This is a genomic window from Ruegeria sp. ABV3_008, assembly GCF_056161185.1.
In genome coordinates this window covers 248350-265598 of sequence record NZ_JBSWYP010000001.1, presented here as the reverse complement: position 1 = coordinate 265598, position 17249 = coordinate 248350, and the positions used below count along the sequence as shown (strand labels likewise).

The 17249-nt window shown below is 58.8% G+C and carries 19 protein-coding genes; 9 read left to right on the top strand and 10 right to left on the bottom strand.

Annotated features, from left to right (window positions below; genetic code table 11):
- Window positions 1–49: 49 nt before the first annotated feature.
- Window positions 50–946, top strand: a complete 897-nt coding sequence (locus tag ACXAH8_RS01300) for a hypothetical protein (RefSeq protein WP_475215447.1) — start codon at window positions 50–52, stop codon at window positions 944–946.
- A 36-nt stretch (window positions 947–982) separates the two neighbouring features.
- Here ACXAH8_RS01300 and ACXAH8_RS01295 read toward each other — a convergent pair whose 3' ends face one another.
- A complete protein-coding gene (locus ACXAH8_RS01295; protein WP_475215444.1) occupies window positions 983–1726 on the bottom strand; it encodes a heme-dependent oxidative N-demethylase family protein in 744 nt (247 codons plus the stop codon).
- A gap of 124 nt (window positions 1727–1850) precedes the next feature.
- Between ACXAH8_RS01295 and dddP the strand changes: the two genes are divergently transcribed.
- A complete protein-coding gene (dddP, locus tag ACXAH8_RS01290) occupies window positions 1851–3194 on the top strand; it encodes a dimethylsulfonioproprionate lyase DddP (RefSeq protein ID WP_475215442.1) in 1344 nt (447 codons plus the stop codon).
- 4 nt (window positions 3195–3198) lie between these two features.
- Here dddP and ACXAH8_RS01285 read toward each other — a convergent pair whose 3' ends face one another.
- On the bottom strand, window positions 3199–3390 hold the full coding sequence (locus tag ACXAH8_RS01285; RefSeq protein ID WP_170374055.1) for a hypothetical protein: 192 nt from the start codon (window positions 3388–3390) through the stop codon (window positions 3199–3201).
- Between the two features lie 216 nt (window positions 3391–3606).
- Between ACXAH8_RS01285 and ACXAH8_RS01280 the strand changes: the two genes are divergently transcribed.
- Complete coding sequence (locus ACXAH8_RS01280) at window positions 3607–4821, top strand: bifunctional alpha/beta hydrolase/OsmC family protein (RefSeq protein ID WP_475215439.1); 1215 nt, start codon at window positions 3607–3609, stop codon at window positions 4819–4821.
- Between the two features lie 12 nt (window positions 4822–4833).
- On the opposite strand, the gene ACXAH8_RS01275 is transcribed toward ACXAH8_RS01280, so the two are convergent.
- The 4 genes from ACXAH8_RS01275 to ACXAH8_RS01260 form a co-directional block, all read right to left on the bottom strand.
- Window positions 4834–5169: a hypothetical protein gene (locus ACXAH8_RS01275; RefSeq protein ID WP_475215438.1), complete on the bottom strand. Its 336-nt coding sequence runs from the start codon at window positions 5167–5169 to the stop codon at window positions 4834–4836.
- A gap of 9 nt (window positions 5170–5178) precedes the next feature.
- Window positions 5179–5736, bottom strand: coding sequence for a hypothetical protein (locus ACXAH8_RS01270; protein WP_475215436.1), 558 nt, complete (start codon window positions 5734–5736; stop codon window positions 5179–5181).
- 140 nt (window positions 5737–5876) lie between these two features.
- The gene (locus tag ACXAH8_RS01265) at window positions 5877–6464 is read right to left on the bottom strand and encodes a biotin transporter BioY (RefSeq protein WP_475215435.1); all 588 of its coding nucleotides are present in this window, start codon (window positions 6462–6464) and stop codon (window positions 5877–5879) included.
- A 72-nt stretch (window positions 6465–6536) separates the two neighbouring features.
- Window positions 6537–6965 (bottom strand): DUF6314 family protein, encoded by a 429-nt coding sequence (locus ACXAH8_RS01260; RefSeq protein ID WP_475215434.1) that lies wholly within the window; start codon window positions 6963–6965, stop codon window positions 6537–6539.
- A gap of 117 nt (window positions 6966–7082) precedes the next feature.
- On the opposite strand from ACXAH8_RS01260, the gene purB reads away from it, so the two are divergent.
- The 4 genes from purB to ACXAH8_RS01240 all read left to right on the top strand — a co-directional run bounded on the left by purB (window position 7083) and on the right by ACXAH8_RS01240 (window position 11281).
- Window positions 7083–8387 carry an adenylosuccinate lyase gene (gene purB / locus ACXAH8_RS01255; protein WP_475215432.1) on the top strand — a complete coding sequence of 435 codons (1305 nt, stop codon included), beginning with the start codon at window positions 7083–7085 and terminating at the stop codon, window positions 8385–8387.
- A 174-nt stretch (window positions 8388–8561) separates the two neighbouring features.
- Window positions 8562–9110 carry a tetratricopeptide repeat protein gene (locus tag ACXAH8_RS01250; RefSeq protein WP_475215431.1) on the top strand — a complete coding sequence of 183 codons (549 nt, stop codon included), beginning with the start codon at window positions 8562–8564 and terminating at the stop codon, window positions 9108–9110.
- 77 nt (window positions 9111–9187) lie between these two features.
- Window positions 9188–10273, top strand: a complete 1086-nt coding sequence (locus tag ACXAH8_RS01245) for a flagellar motor switch protein FliG (protein ID WP_475215429.1) — start codon at window positions 9188–9190, stop codon at window positions 10271–10273.
- 84 nt (window positions 10274–10357) lie between these two features.
- Window positions 10358–11281: a lysophospholipid acyltransferase family protein gene (locus ACXAH8_RS01240; protein ID WP_475215428.1), complete on the top strand. Its 924-nt coding sequence runs from the start codon at window positions 10358–10360 to the stop codon at window positions 11279–11281.
- On the opposite strand, the gene ACXAH8_RS01235 is transcribed toward ACXAH8_RS01240, so the two are convergent.
- Window positions 11282–11983 carry a DUF1223 domain-containing protein gene (locus ACXAH8_RS01235; RefSeq protein WP_475215426.1) on the bottom strand — a complete coding sequence of 234 codons (702 nt, stop codon included), beginning with the start codon at window positions 11981–11983 and terminating at the stop codon, window positions 11282–11284.
- Window positions 11984–12205: 222 nt separating this feature from the next.
- Between ACXAH8_RS01235 and acnA the strand changes: the two genes are divergently transcribed.
- Both acnA and ACXAH8_RS01225 read left to right on the top strand, forming a co-directional pair.
- Window positions 12206–14896 (top strand): aconitate hydratase AcnA, encoded by a 2691-nt coding sequence (gene acnA / locus ACXAH8_RS01230; protein ID WP_475215424.1) that lies wholly within the window; start codon window positions 12206–12208, stop codon window positions 14894–14896.
- A gap of 143 nt (window positions 14897–15039) precedes the next feature.
- Window positions 15040–15741: an SDR family NAD(P)-dependent oxidoreductase gene (locus ACXAH8_RS01225; protein WP_475215422.1), complete on the top strand. Its 702-nt coding sequence runs from the start codon at window positions 15040–15042 to the stop codon at window positions 15739–15741.
- Here the strand turns inward: ACXAH8_RS01225 and ACXAH8_RS01220 are convergent.
- The 3 genes from ACXAH8_RS01220 to ACXAH8_RS01210 are packed head-to-tail and all read right to left on the bottom strand — an operon-like array spanning window position 15738 to window position 17198.
- The gene (locus tag ACXAH8_RS01220; protein ID WP_170374068.1) at window positions 15738–16277 is read right to left on the bottom strand and encodes a DsbE family thiol:disulfide interchange protein; all 540 of its coding nucleotides are present in this window, start codon (window positions 16275–16277) and stop codon (window positions 15738–15740) included. The two genes, ACXAH8_RS01225 and ACXAH8_RS01220, sit on opposite strands and share 4 nt — an antisense overlap.
- Window positions 16270–16428 (bottom strand): heme exporter protein CcmD, encoded by a 159-nt coding sequence (gene ccmD / locus ACXAH8_RS01215; RefSeq protein ID WP_170374069.1) that lies wholly within the window; start codon window positions 16426–16428, stop codon window positions 16270–16272. Before ccmD ends, ACXAH8_RS01220 begins: the two co-directional genes overlap by 8 nt.
- A complete protein-coding gene (locus tag ACXAH8_RS01210) occupies window positions 16425–17198 on the bottom strand; it encodes a heme ABC transporter permease (RefSeq protein WP_475215421.1) in 774 nt (257 codons plus the stop codon). Before ACXAH8_RS01210 ends, ccmD begins: the two co-directional genes overlap by 4 nt.
- Window positions 17199–17249 lie beyond the last annotated feature (51 nt).

Sequence of the window (17249 nt, the reverse complement as noted above, 5' to 3'; positions counted from 1 at the left end):
TCGCGCTTTAGAATGATGCCCAAGACGACTTGCGGCAAAGGAATGCGCAGTGACCAAAAAGCACAGCTATCATGGCGGCTTGCAGTTTGCAGGCGACACCGACGGCGCGGTCGAGCGTTTCGGAACTATTGTCGCCGCGACCTTGGAAGATTACGGCCACCTCGTTGAGCGCAAGGCCCTGCTGAGCAACACTGAGGCGAGCATCGTCTGCAGCCAGTATCTCGTGCGGTTGACGCTCGAGACCGAGGACCTGCAGCCCGACGACCGGCATGAGCGTCTGGACCGTGCCGCCGGCCTTAGGACCTTGGTCAGGCCGTCTGCGTCGCGTCCTCGCAACCGTTTGGTTATCAACATCTCCCCAGTGTCCCCCTTGCTGGATGATTCCGAAATCTCGGAGTTGATGCTGGTGGTTATCCTGTATCGCATGGTCGACATCTGCTCATCCCAGCGGGTGGAATGGCTGTCGCCTCATACGGTTCTGACAGTCGAGCAGTTCATGAGCGCCTTTGACACGCTCGCACCGACCAAACCCAGAAATCGCAAACAGATCTTTCAGTCGGTCAGCGGACAGTTTGCAGGTTTGAACTTTCCAGAACCCGAAGAGTCCGAGATTGCCAAACCTACCCCCCGCCCCATCCAACTGACCGATGAGCAATTGCTGAGCATCGCCTTTCGCACCGAAGGTGACCCGGTGGCGCATGCCACTCCTGATCAACAAGAGGACAATTCCGATCATCCCAGCGACGCCCTACGGCTGAGCAGCTGGTGCCTGACGGGTGTCGTCGCCAGCATGTCCGCTCCGATTGCTGTGTCGATGGCTGCGGTCAACCTGATCCGAGGTGAGGATTTCCGCCTGAACACGCAAGTTCTGGTCTTTACCATTGCGATCGTAGCGCTGAACACCAGCAATGCATTTGCCGATGTCGCCACCGTGCTTGGCATGTAACCTTATTACCGAAGACCCTCCTTGGAGGCCCCGCCATCAGGCGGGGTTTTCCATTTCTGGCATCTGGTTTGCTGCCAAAACATAGGTATGGATCGAAAACACCACTGCGCGCGTTTCCGGCAGGCGCAGAAGGGTCTGACGTTCGCTACGCAAATATGGGGCGCGACCATGATCTCGGATTGCACGCCGATCGCTGGCGCTACGGGGCTGGTGCAACTCGGGGTCGTCATACCAGAGGGCATTGAACCGCCAGAGCGGTCGCCCCGGCTGTATCCCGTCAAACAGACGCTGCACGCGACGGGCAATATTGTCATCATAGCTGTCCACGGGCACATGAATTCCAACCAACGGCCGCATGAACTTTTCACGCAAGAGCCAACTGGCCGGAAAGCACAAGATCGCACCGGTCAGAACATGCTCATCCCCGTGCTTCTGGAGGATGCAGAAATCCTCTTGCACCAGATTGCACAGCGTATCCAACGGGTTTGCAAAATCAATCGGCACGCGAACGCCATCCAAACGCAAAGCGCAGTCAGTCGCCTCTGGGTAGGTTTGACGCAGCACAAGCTGTTGCAACTCCTGCGCGGCTGGCTCCGCCTCGGGGGACAGGGCCAGAACATCGTCCCGCTGGTTTTTCAACAGGGTAGCGCGGTGCGCCATCTGCGCGGCGAATGCATCGTCCTGATGCAACCATTCCGACATATCGGTGGGCTGAATGCCTGGCAAGGCACGGGTTTGGCTCGGATCGTATGGGATACTGGACTGTAAAATGGCAACCATGCCATCCACTTATCATCAGCCTGACCGACTGTCGGTAAAAAAGCGACCAAGAATCCGTCGTATTCTTCTGGGACACCCCAGACCGAAGTTTGATACCTCTCGGGTGAACCAGCAGAGGCCAGTCATGAACCAGCATTACCGCGATACGCGTAAAATCGACCCGACCCGAGGCGCAACGCTCGGCGATGGTACGCCGAATGACAATGACCGAATCGAAATCGGGCCCACCCAGCTTGCCTTCGAGGAATGGGCCGTAGCCGGGCTGGCCCTGCCCAACCTCGAGCGTATGCGCGAGCATCGCTGGAAGCGTCTGACCCAAGCCGTCGTGGATCGTGGCTATGGCGGGCTGCTGATTTTTGACCCGCTCAATATCCGCTATGCAACCGACAGCACGAACATGCAGCTGTGGAACACCCACAACCCATTCCGCGCCGTTCTGCTGTGCGCTGACGGGTATATGGTGATCTGGGACTACAAGAACTCACCCTTCCTGTCCGAATTCAACCCGCTGGTGCGCGAGCAGCGCTCGGGCGCGGACCTGTTCTATTTCGACCGAGGCGACAAGGTGGATGTCGCGGCGGATGTGTTCTCGAACGAGGTGCGGATCCTGATCGAGGAACATAGCGGCGGCAACAAGCGTCTGGCCGTCGACAAGATCATGTTGCACGGTCTGCGCGCGCTTGAGGCGCAGGGCTTCGAGGTGATGGAAGGCGAAGAACTGACCGAGAAAACCCGCGCCATCAAAGGCCCGGATGAGATTCTGGCCATGCGCTGCGCCAGCCACGCCTGCGAAACCGCCGTGGCCGAGATGGAGAAATTCGCCCGCGCCAATGTTGGGGATGGCAAGACTTCGGAAGATGACATCTGGGCAGTTTTGCACGCCGAGAACATCCGCCGCGGTGGCGAATGGATTGAAACCCGCCTGCTGGCCTCGGGCCAACGCACCAACCCGTGGTTCCAGGAGTGCGGCCCACGCATCACGCAACAGAACGAGATCATCGCCTTTGATACTGATCTGGTCGGTTCATACGGGATCTGCATCGATATCTCACGCACATGGTGGATCGGTGACCAGAAGCCGCGCCCGGACATGGTCTATGCCATGCAGCACGCGCATGAGCATATCATGACCAACATGGAAATGCTCAAACCCGGCGTCATGATCCCTGAGCTTACCGCAAATGCGCACAAACTCGACGATAAGTTCCAGGCCCAGAAATACGGCTGCCTGATGCATGGCGTCGGTCTGTGCGATGAATGGCCGCTGGTCGCTTACCCGGACAAAGCGGTCGCGGGCGCCTATGACTACGCGCTCGAACCTGGCATGGTCCTGTGCGTCGAGGCCGCTGTTGGTGAGGTCGGTGGGGACTTTTCGATCAAGTTGGAAGATCAGGTTCTGATCACCGAAGACGGCTATGAGAATCTGACCAAATACCCGTTTGATGCCCGCTTGATGGGGCTGGAATAAGCACTCAGTCCGGCCAGGTCGAGCGCCGGACATTCCCGTGCCAATCCTCGGATGGAAGGGCGGCTTCGACACTGGTCGGGGTCGCCCTTTCCCAATTCTGACCCAGTGAAAAGCCCAATACCCCGCTGAGCGCGATAAGGATCAGCAGATCAGCGCGAAGGTTATGCTGGCGAGGGGCGCATGCCGTATGTGTCATCTCGGTCTCCTTGTCTTGCTTGGTGTGACAACTGCAAAATGGGGGGAGGAGATCAATTATGAAAACGAATATTTGATGTGTGCATCATCACATTTCTTGAATACCGAAATATTCACTGGATTTTGCTCACCTTCCCGTGACGCTTCCTACAATGGGGTTGAGACATCCGGCACAACTGCACACTATTGATCCCATACCGAAATCCAAGGAACTGCCATGCCCACCGAACGCATCACTTTTGCCGGTCACGACGGCGGCCGTCTGGCCGCGCGACTCGACGTGCCGGAAGGACCCGTCCTGGCGACCGCTCTGTTTGCGCATTGCTTCACCTGCTCTAAGGACATTCCTGCCGCGCGTCGGATCTCGGCCCGTTTGGCGGCAATGGGCATTGCCGTTTTGCGTTTTGATTTCACAGGGCTGGGTCATTCCGAGGGCGAGTTCGCAAACACAACCTTCACCTCGAATGTCGAAGACCTGATCGCGGCCGCGCACTACCTTGCCGGCCGAGACATGGCCCCTACGCTGCTGATCGGGCATTCCCTCGGGGGCGCTGCAGTGCTGCGCGCGCGCGTGGGCATTCTTTCGGTCAAGGCGGTGGTAACGCTTGGGGCGCCAGCCGATCCGGGGCACGTCTCGCACCATTTCGAACAGGCCCTGCCCGAGATCGAACAAGAGGGCAGCGCCGAGGTTTCCCTGGGCGGTCGCCCCTTCCGCATTGGCAAGGCCTTTGTCGATGATATTTCGGAGGCTGCGCTGACCCCCTCGGTTGCCGACCTCAAGGCCGCACTTTTGATCTTGCACGCGCCGCGGGATGAAACGGTGAGCATCGACAATGCCAGCACGCTCTTTTTGGCCGCCAAACACCCCAAGAGCTTCGTGACACTCGACGATGCCGATCACCTGATCACGCGGGCCAAAGACGCCGAATATGCCGCTGACGTCATTTCAGCATGGGTTTCGCGCTATATCGACCTCCGCCCGCCAGCGCCGCCTCCCGGCGCACCCGAAGGTGTTGTCCGGGTGACCGAGGCCGATCCCAATGGCTTCCTGCAGGATATCCAGGCCGGGCCGCGCCATCATGTCGTCGCGGATGAGCCCGCCTCATATGGCGGCACGGATCGGGGTATGTCGCCCTACGGCTTTGTCTCGTCTGGGCTTGGGGCTTGTACGTCGATGACGATCCGCATGTATGCGCGCCGCAAGAAGTGGCCGCTGACCAGCGTGTCGGTTGATGTGTGCCACAACAAAGTCCACGCGCAGGATGCCGGGCTGAACGGGGACGCCAAGGTCGACCTGTTCCGCCGCAAGATTCGGCTTGAGGGGCCTCTGGATCAGGCCCAGCGCGACCGTCTTCTGGAAATCGCCGACAAATGCCCGGTGCATCGCACGTTGGAGGGTTCGGCACATATCACGACCGAACTCCTACCCTGAGCCTGACGATTCTCAGCCCCGACGAGGCGCGGGCCGATGGATCGGAGGCCGTGCTGCTGGCGGCCGCGCAACCGGAGGACGCGGCCGCGCCGGAGGCTTTGCGATCGGCGGCGTCGGACGTGCCGGAGGTCTATTGACCGGCGGTCGGTCCGGCCTGTCCGGACGGTCGATATCGATATCCACATCCACGTCGTGATAGTAATCGTTCCACAGCATCGAGTCGTAGAAGGGATCATAACCATATCCGACCCCTACCCCCACGCTGACGCCATCACAGGCCGCCAGAGTCAGGCTTGAAATCCCCAGACCCAACACAAGAACGGATCGCTTCATCAGTTTACGTGCCATTTGAGCCCCCTATTGCAAAGACCGGAAAGACGCGAACACGGCGTTCAGATCATCCACATAGGCAGGATCGGCCCCATTCCGCAGGATTGTCACGGCAATCGCAACGCGCCCACGGGGCAGATCAATAATGGTGGCAGTGAAACTCACGCCTCCGTCTCGCGTGCCGGTGCCCCGGATCACCTTGGCAGGCAGTCCTGCAATCCGAATGTTGCTGGTGCTGGTAACCGTGGGATCATTCACCAGAAACTTGTCGATATCATCCAGGTACCGCAACCCGTCCTGAATGCTGGTAACTCCGGCCGGCGAGACAAAGCCCATCCAGACCGAGTCATCCGTGACCGGCTTGAACCCTATCACACGCGCCACCGCGCGGGGGTCGCCCAGCTCGGTGTCTTCAATGTCGCGTGGCCCGCCTGTCCGCAGCACCCAGAAATCCGGCACCGCAAAGCTGAAGAGCGCACGCCCGGCGTCGGTATACGTCACCGGAGTATCTGCGGCAGCTGGCACAGCCGCCCCGACCCAAAGTGCCGCGCAGGCCGCCATAGCCGTCTTTAAACGAATACGCATATCTCAATTGCCTAATTATTTCACTGATCGCAGATTGACCCGTCGCGGCTGGTCTTGTCCAGAACCCCCTTGCCTAGAAAAGAAAAAACCCGCGCCTCGGATCTCGGGGCGCGGGTTAGAATTTCAGCAGGTTGAGGCGCTTAGCCGCGCGCGTCGCCGACCAGTTTCCAAACGGCGGGGATCAGCAAGGCTGCCAGACCCAGCTTGATTGCATCGCCCAGCAGGAACGGCGTCAGGCCCCATTCCAGGATCGGCTTGTCCCAACCGTAGAGCTGACCCAGCCACAGCAGGCCCGGTACGTAGATCAGAACGTTGGCCAGCAACAGCGCCAGTGCCAGTTTGGTTACCGAGCGGTCCCAGCCGCGCGCGGCCAGAGCGCCCAGCAGAACGGTCGCCATCAGGTAGCCGACCAGATAGCCGCCGGTGCCGCCCATCATATAGGTCAGACCGAGCTTCTCGGCCGAGGAGCCTGCGAACACATCAAAGCCCAGCGCGCCGACCAGCAGGTAACCAAACATGGTGATCAGACCCAGACGTGCGCCATAGGTGGTGCCGATGGTCAGGACGGCAAAGGTGCCCATGGTGATCGGAACAGGCCACATCGGCACTTTGATTTTCGCGGCAACCGCCAGGGCCACGATGCCCAGAGCGACCAGTGCAACCTGCTTTACAAGCAGTGCAGTCCCTTCACGCGGGCCAAACGCATTGGCCAGAACGTTTACATTCATCTTAACTTCTCCCAATTCGGACCAAGATTTCTGCACCAGCAATGCCTTGTCAGCGCTCAAACTGCAACATGATTACGCTATCGCAGCATAGTCTGTGGTCATTTCGTAGGATTTTCGCGGCCCATTCACCGTCCATTGCACCGACCAACGGGGCCAGTCGTTGAAATCATAGACGGCATCGTAACTGTCAGGCGCACAATCATGGTGGTCCGAGGCGTTATGCTCGCCCAGTGTTAAGGCATGGAAAAACCGCCCGTCGTCGAAATGGATCAACACGCGATGTCCGCCGTCGCGCCATAAATATTTGCGGGTTCCTTTCATTGGAGGCTGTCCGGGGATGTTGAGCGTCACCTCTTCGGTGTAGATCAGCCCGTCCTCGGATCGCTGCAACAGGGCCTCTCCCTCAGCCTGCACGACCTGCCCGGCCCGCGCATCGTGGATCGTGCGCGTCAGGCGCCAACGCCCTTCGAAATCGGTCAATGTTGTCGGTGCAGTCGTCATTTCCACTATCCCGGCCAGATCGCCGCAATCGGGCACTCATGCCTTGTTCCCATAGGCCTGCGGCGTTAAACCCCGCCGCATCGCTCTCTGCCAAATCACAATAAGGTCCTGCTGCCAATGATTCCTCGTTATTCCCGCCCCGAGATGGTTGCCATCTGGTCGCCCGAAACCAAGTTCCGTATCTGGTACGAGATTGAGGCGCATGCCTGCGAAGCGATGGCTGATCTGGGCGTGATCCCGCGTGAGAACGCCGACGCGGTGTGGAAAGCCAAAGACGTGGAATTCGACGTGGCACGCATTGACGAGATTGAGGCCGTCACAAAGCACGACGTTATCGCATTCCTGACTCACCTGGCCGAGCATGTGGGCAGCGAAGAGGCCCGCTTTGTTCATCAGGGCATGACCAGCTCAGATGTTCTGGATACCTGCTTCAACGTGCAGCTGACCCGCGCCGCCGATATTCTGATCGCAGACCTCGAGGGGTTGCTGGCTGCTCTGAAGCGCCGTGCCATCGAACACAAAGACACGGTTCGCATCGGCCGGAGCCACGGCATCCACGCCGAGCCTACAACGATGGGCCTGACCTTTGCCCGCTTCTACGCCGAGATGGATCGCAACCTGTCTCGTATGCGTGACGCGCGCGCCGAAATCGCCACCGGCGCGATCAGCGGCGCTGTTGGCACCTTTGCAAACATCGACCCACGCGTTGAAGAGCATGTGTGCGACCAGTTGGGTCTGGTGCCCGAGCCGATCAGCACCCAGGTCATCCCGCGCGACCGCCACGCGGCCTTCTTTGCCACTCTGGGCGTCATCGCCAGCAGTATCGAGAACATCGCCATCGAAATCCGTCACATGCAGCGGACCGAGGTTCTGGAAGCCGAAGAGTTCTTCTCGAAAGGCCAAAAGGGCTCCTCGGCGATGCCGCACAAGCGCAACCCGGTTCTGACAGAAAACCTGACCGGTCTCGCCCGTCTGGTCCGTATGGCCGTCGTACCCGCGATGGAGAACGTGGCCCTGTGGCATGAACGTGACATCTCGCATTCGTCGGTCGAGCGGAACATCGGCCCTGATACCACCGTCACTCTGGACTTCGCGCTGTCGCGTCTGACCAGCGTGGTCGACAAGCTGGTCGTGTATCCAGAAAACATGCTGGCCAACATGAACAAGTTCCGCGGTCTGGTTATGAGCCAGCGCGTGCTCCTGGCTCTGACCCAAGCCGGTGTCAGCCGTGAAGACGCCTACCGTTTGGTTCAGCGCAACGCGATGAAGGTTTGGGAAGAAGGCAAGGACTTCAAAACCGAACTTCTGGGCGATGCCGAGGTAACCGCCGCCCTCAGCGTGGACGAGATCGAAGAGAAATTCGATCTGGGCTACCACACCAAGCATGTCGACACGATTTTCGAGCGCGTCTTCGGCGAATAAACCATCCCAGAAAAGCGCCCGGCCCCTCATCGACCGGGCGCTTTTTGCATCATAACGCACTTCGTGAACAAAAATTCTGTCTGCTTTGTGAATAAATCGAAAAGCTCCGGTGTTAGCTTTTTTGAAGATCACACTATGATTTCAATGAGCAGACCTGACCACGGAGTTAAAACTATGCGCATTCTTCTTGCATCCGCGATTGCACTGACCTCTTTCGCCTTTTCCCCCATAGTAGCCCACGCGGCCGGTGGCGGCGGTGCCAATCCCCCCAAGCCCACCAACACGACAAAAAAATGCCTGTTCGGTCGGGTCTGGAGCGAAGACCGCGGGCGCTGCGTCAAACCGAGCGCGACGAATTTCACCGATGAGGACCTCTATGAGGCCGTGCGTGAGCTGGCTTATGATGGTCAATTGGAAAACGCCCAGAACATCCTGCGCGTCATGAGCGATCAAAACGATGACCGCGTTCTGACCTACTGGGGCTTCACGCACCGCAAGATGGGCAACATTGAGCTAGCGAATGCCTATTACGAACAGGCCATCGCAACAAACCCCGACAACCTTTTGGCACGCAGCTATATGGCTCAGGGTTTTGTTTCCGAAGGGAAAACTGATCTGGCCATTGCGCAATGGCGCGAAATCAAGGCCCGTGGCGGCGAAGGCACCTGGGCCGAGGCGTCTCTGCGCGAGGCCATCAAGACCGGGCTGACCTACAACTACTGAGGTTCAGCCTTTCTTTACCTGATTCCCGCTAACCTGCCTGTGGAACGCAACTTTGGCACCACAGGCAGATGCAGGACATGAAGACTTTGGTTCAGGTGGCACCGGGGGCTCAGCCCTCGGGCGCAGGTCAGGCGGACGACGCGCCTCGCGTCGTCTCACGCACACTTAGCAATCGCCAAAAGGCCGCTATCGTGGTGCGTCTGTTGCTGAACGAAGGGGCGGATATTCCGCTGGAGGAACTGCCCGACGAATTGCAGGAAACACTCACGCATCAACTGGGTCAGATGGGCCTTGTGGACCGTGTGACATTGGATGCAGTGGCGCAGGAATTTGGCGATGCGCTGGATAGCGTTGGCCTCTCCTTCCCCCATGGCCTCGCTGGCGCACTGGATGCGGTGAACGGAAAGATTGCCCCCGCCACTGCGGCACGATTGCGCAAGATCGCTGGCGTGCGCCAGATCGGCGATCCGTGGCAACGACTGCTAGACGTTTCAGCCGAAGATCTGGCTCAGATGGCGCAGGCAGAAAGCACCGAGGTGGCCGCCGTGATGCTATCCAAGCTCGACACGGCCAAAGCGGCGCAATTGCTGGGGCACCTGCCCGGCCCCATTGCGCGACGCATCACCTATGCGATCTCCAAAACAGCCAATGTGACCCCCGAAGCGGTGGAACGGATCGGTTGGTCGCTGGCTGCTCAACTGGATCAACGCCCATCGCAGGCGTTTTCCGATGGCCCCGGTGCGCGTGTGGGGGCGATCCTGAACCAATCGGCGACCTCGACCCGAGATGGTTTGCTGACGGCCCTGAACGAAGAGGACGCTGAATTCGCGGATATCGTGCGTCAATCCATCTTCACCTTCGCGCATATCCCGGCCCGTATCGCCACGCGCGATGTGCCCACCATTCTGCGCGGAGTCGAACAAACCAGCCTTGTCACCGCACTGGTTGGAGCCGCCGCCGATGATGACAAGGCCTCGGTCGAGTTCATCCTGTCCAACATCTCTGCCCGTATGGCGGATAATCTGCGCGAGGAAATGGCCGAACGCGGGCGCGTCAAACAGTTCGAGGCCGAAGAGGCCATGACCGAGATCGTAGGGGCCATCCGCACGTTGGTGGACGACGGTACCCTGACATTGATCGAGCCAGAGGAAGACGAAGACTAACCTCAACCGGCTGAGTGCTTGAGCTTGCCGGGCCGGGCCTGTATGTCTGACCCAGCAATATGCAACACGCCGTGAGACACCTCCATGCCTGTCGAAAAGTCAGAGCTCAGCCGGTTTGAGCTTGGGAAATACTATGTCGCCAGTCTGTTCCTGAAGGGCGTGATCGGCGGCATGCGGTTGCTACCCTATGGAACCCGCATCGCGGCGATGGGGACCTTGGTGCGCGGATTGGCCCCGCTGGTGGGGTTTCGCAAACGGGTCCGAGACAACCTGAAATTGACCTGCCCTGAGCTTTCAGATCGTGACATTAACCGTATATCGGCTGAGGTCTCGGACAATGCAGGCCGGGCCATGATGGAACACTTCTCGCCCGAAGGGTTCACGGCGCGCCAACGCAACGCCAAGACATCCGGCCCCGGTGTGGCTGCTTTTGATGCCGCTGCCGCCGAGGGGCGACCGGTCATGATCATCGCAGCGCATTTCGGGCACTACTTGGCAGCGCGAATCGCGCTGCAGGCCCGCAGCGGGCGCCCAATAGGTTGCCTATTCCGTCGCATGGCCAACCCGTATTTCAACGAGGCCTATGTCAAAGCCTTCTACAAAACCGGCTCACCCATGTTCGAACAAGGCCGGCGTGGGATGGTTGAGATGGTGCGCTCCCTCAAAGGCGGTGAAATGATCGCAATCGTCTCGGACCTGCACGTTCATGGCGGGGAGGAGTTAATGTTCTTTGGCAAACCCGCCGTCACATCCCTGCTGAATGCCGAACTTGCGATGAAGTTCAATGCGGTCATGATCCCCTGCTATGCAGTACGCCAACCCAATGGTCTGGATTTCGAAATTGTGTTACACGACCCGGTGCCACATTCCGACCCCAGAACCATGACGCAGCTTATCAACGACGATCTGGAACAAATGGTGCGCCAGCATATGGGTCAATGGTTCTGGATTCACCGCCGCTGGAAGGCCTGGAACGGGCTGGGTGTTCAGCCCGAAGATATGCCCTGATCACTTCACATGCGCGGCCGCGATGATTGGCCCGTGACCTGCCCGCTGTACCAAAACAACCGCTGGCAGGTCCGTGTCCAACTGCGCTGAAAACGCCTGCTCATTGACACCGTCCCAGCGCCCAGCCATCTGCCAGCTTTCCACCACATTGGCATAATCGAGGTCATGGCCCGCGAGCTCTCCACGCCGGATCGAGGCATGACGCAGCGGCGTGTACTGTACGATCCGCACGTCGTAGGTATCCCCAGCTGGCAAGTCGATCGGCCTCACGCGCACCGTCACCTCTTGCCCCGAACGCTCGGCTTCGACTTCGGCTGTGGGCGCGGCGATCAGATGCGCTTTTATCAGCCGATCCAATTCCTGCGCCTTCGCGCCAACCACATCATTCTGTCCGTTGATCACCATCTGTGGCGTGTAGATCATCGACCGGCCACCATTGCGAGCATAAGCCCGTTGCCGCGACGTATGATCAGGAATGGCGTATTCGTCCTTCCAGCCGATGTAATCCCAATAGTCCACATGCAACGCCAGCCCGATCACATCGTCGCGCTTGATCAGATCGTGCAAAAGCCGATCCGCCGGGGGGCAGGACGAACACCCTTGCGAGGTAAACAACTCGATCACAACCGGATCCTCTTGCGCCGATACAGAAAGGGCGGCACAGGCGGATAGAATGGCGGCTGCTAGGGCGGATTTGAACATGAGTCCCCTCGGCTTGAAAATCTTGCAAAACGGATAAACGTTTTGCTCTTCAAGCTCCAATCAAGGTTTCTTGAGACGAGGCGACCTCCTGCCCTTGAATCTGCATACCACAGTATACACTTTCGATTTGTCACTAACTGACGCTTGAACCCCGGACAAACGTGATCAAGATAAACCGCAGCGAATCCCATTTTCCAAGTTATTTGAGAGGGAGGCCACAGGATGCCTATCAAAACCGGACAGGATACCGCCAATACACGCCGCAGCCTGAGCGTGAATGGCAAAACCATTTCCTATTACTCCATCCCCGCCGCTCAGGAGGCCGGTCTGGGAGATTTCTCCAAGCTGCCCGCCGCGTTGAAAGTGGTGCTGGAAAATATGCTTCGGTTCGAAGATGACGGATTCTCTGTCTCTGTCGACGACATCAAGGCTTTTGCGGAATGGGGCGAAAACGGGGGCAAGAACCCGCGTGAGATCGCCTATCGCCCTGCCCGCGTGCTGATGCAGGATTTCACCGGTGTGCCTGCCGTGGTTGATCTGGCGGCGATGCGCGATGGGATCAAAGCTTTGGGCGGAGATGCGCAAAAAATCAATCCGCTAAACCCGGTGGATCTGGTCATCGACCACTCGGTCATGATTGACGAGTTCGGCAACCCTCGTGCGTTCCAGATGAATGTGGACCGCGAATACGAGCGCAATATGGAGCGCTACCAGTTCCTGAAATGGGGTCAGAACGCCTTCAACAACTTCCGCGTCGTTCCGCCTGGCACCGGCATCTGCCATCAGGTGAACCTAGAATATTTGGCCCAAACCGTTTGGACGGATACTGATCAGAACGGCGAAGAGGTCGCCTATCCCGACACCCTTGTCGGTACAGACAGCCACACCACCATGGTCAACGGCATGGCCGTTCTGGGATGGGGCGTCGGCGGGATTGAGGCAGAGGCAGCGATGCTCGGCCAGCCGATCTCGATGTTGATCCCCGAGGTTGTAGGCTTTGAACTGACCGGCGCGATGGTCGAGGGCACTACCGGCACTGACCTTGTGCTGAAAGTCGTCGAGATGCTGCGTGAAAAGGGCGTGGTTGGTAAATTCGTCGAATTCTACGGCGAAGGTTTGGATCGTCTTCCTTTGGCCGACCGTGCCACGATCGCCAACATGGCCCCCGAATATGGCGCAACCTGCGGCTTCTTCCCAATCGACGGCGAAACCCTGCGCTACATGCGCAATACCGGGCGCGACGAAGACCGTCTTGCGCTGGTCGAAGCCTATGCCAAGGAAAACGGGCTGTGGCGTGATGAGAACTACGCGCCGATCTATACCGACACCCTGTCGCTGGATATGGGCACCATCGTTCCAGCTATCTCGGGGCCGAAACGTCCGCAGGACTATGTGGCGCTGACCGAAGCGAAGGCCGCGTTCCTGAACGAGATGGAGAAGACCTTCAAGCGCCCGATGGGCAAGCAGGTCGAAGTCAAAGGCGAGAACTACGGTATGGAATCGGGCAAGGTCGTGATCGCCTCGATCACCTCCTGCACCAACACCTCGAACCCCTATGTGATGATCGGAGCGGGTCTGGTTGCCCGCAAAGCCGCCGCGCTGGGTCTGGACCGCAAGCCATGGGTCAAGACCTCGCTCGCACCGGGATCGCAGGTGGTTTCCGCCTATCTTGAGGCCGCGGGTCTGCAAGACGATCTGGACAAGATCGGGTTCAACCTTGTGGGCTATGGCTGCACCACCTGTATCGGCAACTCGGGTCCGATCCAGCGAGAAATCAGCGAGGCGATTTCCGAGGGCGATCTTGTTGCCACCTCGGTTCTGTCGGGCAACCGCAACTTCGAAGGTCGGATCTCACCGGATGTGCGCGCCAACTATCTGGCCTCGCCGCCTCTGGTCGTTGTGTATGCGCTGGCAGGAACGATGGATATCGACCTTACATCCGAACCCATCGGTCAGGATCGGGACGGCAATGATGTCTTCATGAAGGACATCTGGCCCAGCCAGAGCGAAATCGCGGAATTGGTCGAGGCAACCGTCACCCGCGAGGCGTTCCAGTCTAAATATGCCGACGTCTTCAAAGGGGATGAGAAATGGCGTGAGGTCGAGGTTCCACAGCAGGAAACCTATGACTGGCCACCGACCTCGACCTATATCCAGAACCCGCCCTATTTTCAGGGCATGGGGGCCGAGCCAGGCACGATCTCGAATATCGAAGGGGCCAAGGTGCTGGCGATCCTGGGCGATATGGTCACGACCGACCATATCTCACCCGCTGGTTCGTTCGCCACGACCTCGCCCGCCGGTCAGTATCTGATCGAACGTCAGGTGCAACCGCGTGAGTTCAACTCCTACGGCTCACGCCGGGGCAACCACGAGGTCATGATGCGCGGCACTTTCGCCAATATCCGCATCAAGAACGAGATGCTGGACGGGGTCGAAGGTGGCTACACCAAGGGGCCGGATGGCGCGCAGACCTCGATCTACGACGCGTCGATGGCGTATCAGGCAAATGGCACCCCTCTGGTCGTTTTCGGAGGTGAACAATATGGCGCGGGCTCGTCCCGTGACTGGGCCGCGAAGGGGACTGCTCTGCTGGGTGTCAAAGCCGTGATTGCAGAAAGTTTTGAGCGCATCCACCGTTCAAACCTGGTGGGCATGGGCGTGATTCCGTTCGAATTCACCGGTGGTGATACCCGCAAAACGCTTGGGTTGAAGGGGGATGAGACGGTCTCGATCCACGGTCTGGACACGATTGAACCGCTGCAGGAGGTACCCTGCACCATCACCTATGGCGACGGGACAGAGAAGACCATCACCCTGAAATGCCGCATAGATACAGCTCCTGAGATCGAATACATCGAGAACGGCGGTGTTCTGCACTATGTGTTGCGCAATCTCGCGAAGGCGGGTTGATGTGGTGTTGATCCACAGACTGGGAAGGACGCCGGTCGGCGTCCTTTTTTATGCGAGGCTCTGCCTCGCGCTCCGAGGTATTTTTGAACAGAAGAAGTTGATTGTGTCCTGAGTGGACTATCAACCGTGCGCAGGAGGTTGGTATGGATAAAGTGGCTTTGGTAACGGGTGGCGCGCGGGGGATTGGGCGCGCGATTGTTGAGGATCTGCGGCGCGATTATCGTGTTGCTTTCACATGGCTGTCCACTGAGCCCGATCCGGTGTTGGAAGAGAAAGGTTTGCAACCGATACGGTCCGATCTGACGCAGGACGGACAGCCTGAGGCAGTCATACGCCACGTTGTCGAACGATTCGGTCGGCTGGACGTGATCGTGAACAATGCGGGTTTGGTCAGGTCCACTCCGAAAGAGATTTTTGACCAGGAAGATCATCGCGCCATTTTGGATTTGAATCTGCTGACCCCTGCTGCTTTGCTGGCGGCTGCCATACCCCATTTGAAACCGGGCGCGGCGATTGTCAGCATTTCCTCGATGAACGCCGTTTTGCCACCGAAAGACGCGGTGATTTATGGGGCAAGCAAGGCGGCCCTCAACCTGTGGACACGCGGGATGGCAAAGGAACTTGGGCCTCAGGGTATCCGGGTTAATGCTGTGGCACCGGGGGCGATTAACATCCCCGAAGACCCACGCACCGAAGACTTGACCGCTTTGTTCGTCGAGAACACGGCCATAGGGCGGATCGGGAGGCCCGAGGATATCGCGAAGGCCGTAAGGTTCTTGGCGTCAGACGACGCCGCGTTCATCACGGGTGAGACCTTGGCTGTGACCGGTGGCTACAGGCTCTAACCGCCAGCCGCTTTTTCAAGCGCCGGGCGGATCGTGCTTTCGATCACACGTTGGGTGATCGGACCGGCGAAACGCAGGACCACGGTGCCTTCCCCGTCGATCACATAGGTTTCGGGAACGCCGTAAAGCCCCCAATCCAAAGCCATGCGGCCCTGCTCGTCGCGACCGATGCCGGTATAGGGATCGCCCAATTCAGTCAGAAAGCTTTGCGCATTGTCCAACTTGTCTTTGTAGTTGACGCCGTAGACCGGGATGCCTTCGTTCGACAGCGCCTCAAGGTTTGGATGCTCTGCGCGACAGGGGGCACACCAGCTGGCCCAGTAGTTGACCAGCTTGACCTGCCCGTCCCGCAGGGTCGCGTCGTCGAAAGGCGTTTTGCCCGGAAACTCGGTCAGGACGACCGGAGGGGCGGGTTGCCCTTCGCGGGCAGATGGAAGAGCGTTGGGGTCGTCTCGGAACATACCGATCCCGGCCAGAACGGCAAAAGCACCAAAAATCAAAGGCGGGGCGACCATCAAAGGCGAAATCTTAGCCATTGCGCGACATCCTTTGTTCGATTTTCTCCATCTCGGCCCGCACTTTGCGTCCCCGGATCACGCTAAAGACGACCAGCGCCACGAGCAGCAGGATCGAAGCAGCGTAGGACGACAAGACAGCGTCCGCGTATTTTCCAAGATCAGGCATCATGCGCCCACCCTTTCACGTGCCAGCAGCGCTTTGACCCGACGCGCGCGGATTTCTGTGCCGGTGCGATACAGAACCAATGCGATGAACAGCAGAACGAAGCCAATGATGCAGGTCAGCAATGGATAGAAGAAAACGTTGCTAACTTTCTCTTCGGTGTCCGTTCCCGTGACCGCTCCGGCTCGCATGACCGACGCACCCTGGTGCAGCCCCTGATTCCAGAAGTTCACCGCATAGCGGCTGAGGATTGCGAAGACTGATCCCACAAGACACAGGACCGAGGTCAGGTCGGCGGCGGTGTCTGGATCCTCGATCGCCTCCCACAAGGCGACGTAGCCGAGATAGAACAGAAACAAGATCAGGAACGAAGTCAGGCGCGGATCCCAGGCCCACCATGTACCCCACATCGGCTGGCCCCAAATCGCTCCGGTCGCCAATGCGATCAGGGTCATCACGATGCCCACGGGTGCGGCGGCTCGCGCGGCCAGAGCGCTGACGTGATGGCGCCGCACCAGCCAGATCAACGACGTTACCAGCATCATCAGCCAGCAATTGATCGCCATCAGGGCCGATGGGACGTGCAAGTAGATGATCTTGACTGTCGAGCCCTGCCGGAAGTCGTCCGGCGTGAAGAAGAAGCCCCAGATCAACCCCACCACGATGCAAACCGCGGAGGTGATCCAGAAAAAGGGCAAGACACGCTCGCTGGTGGCAAGAAACTTGCGCGGGTTGGCATATTCCCAGAGGGCGTTGGCTTTGGCTGCGATAGACATGGCCGTTATTTAGTCTGACTCGGGTTCATTCTCAATTGACCTTGCTCAAAG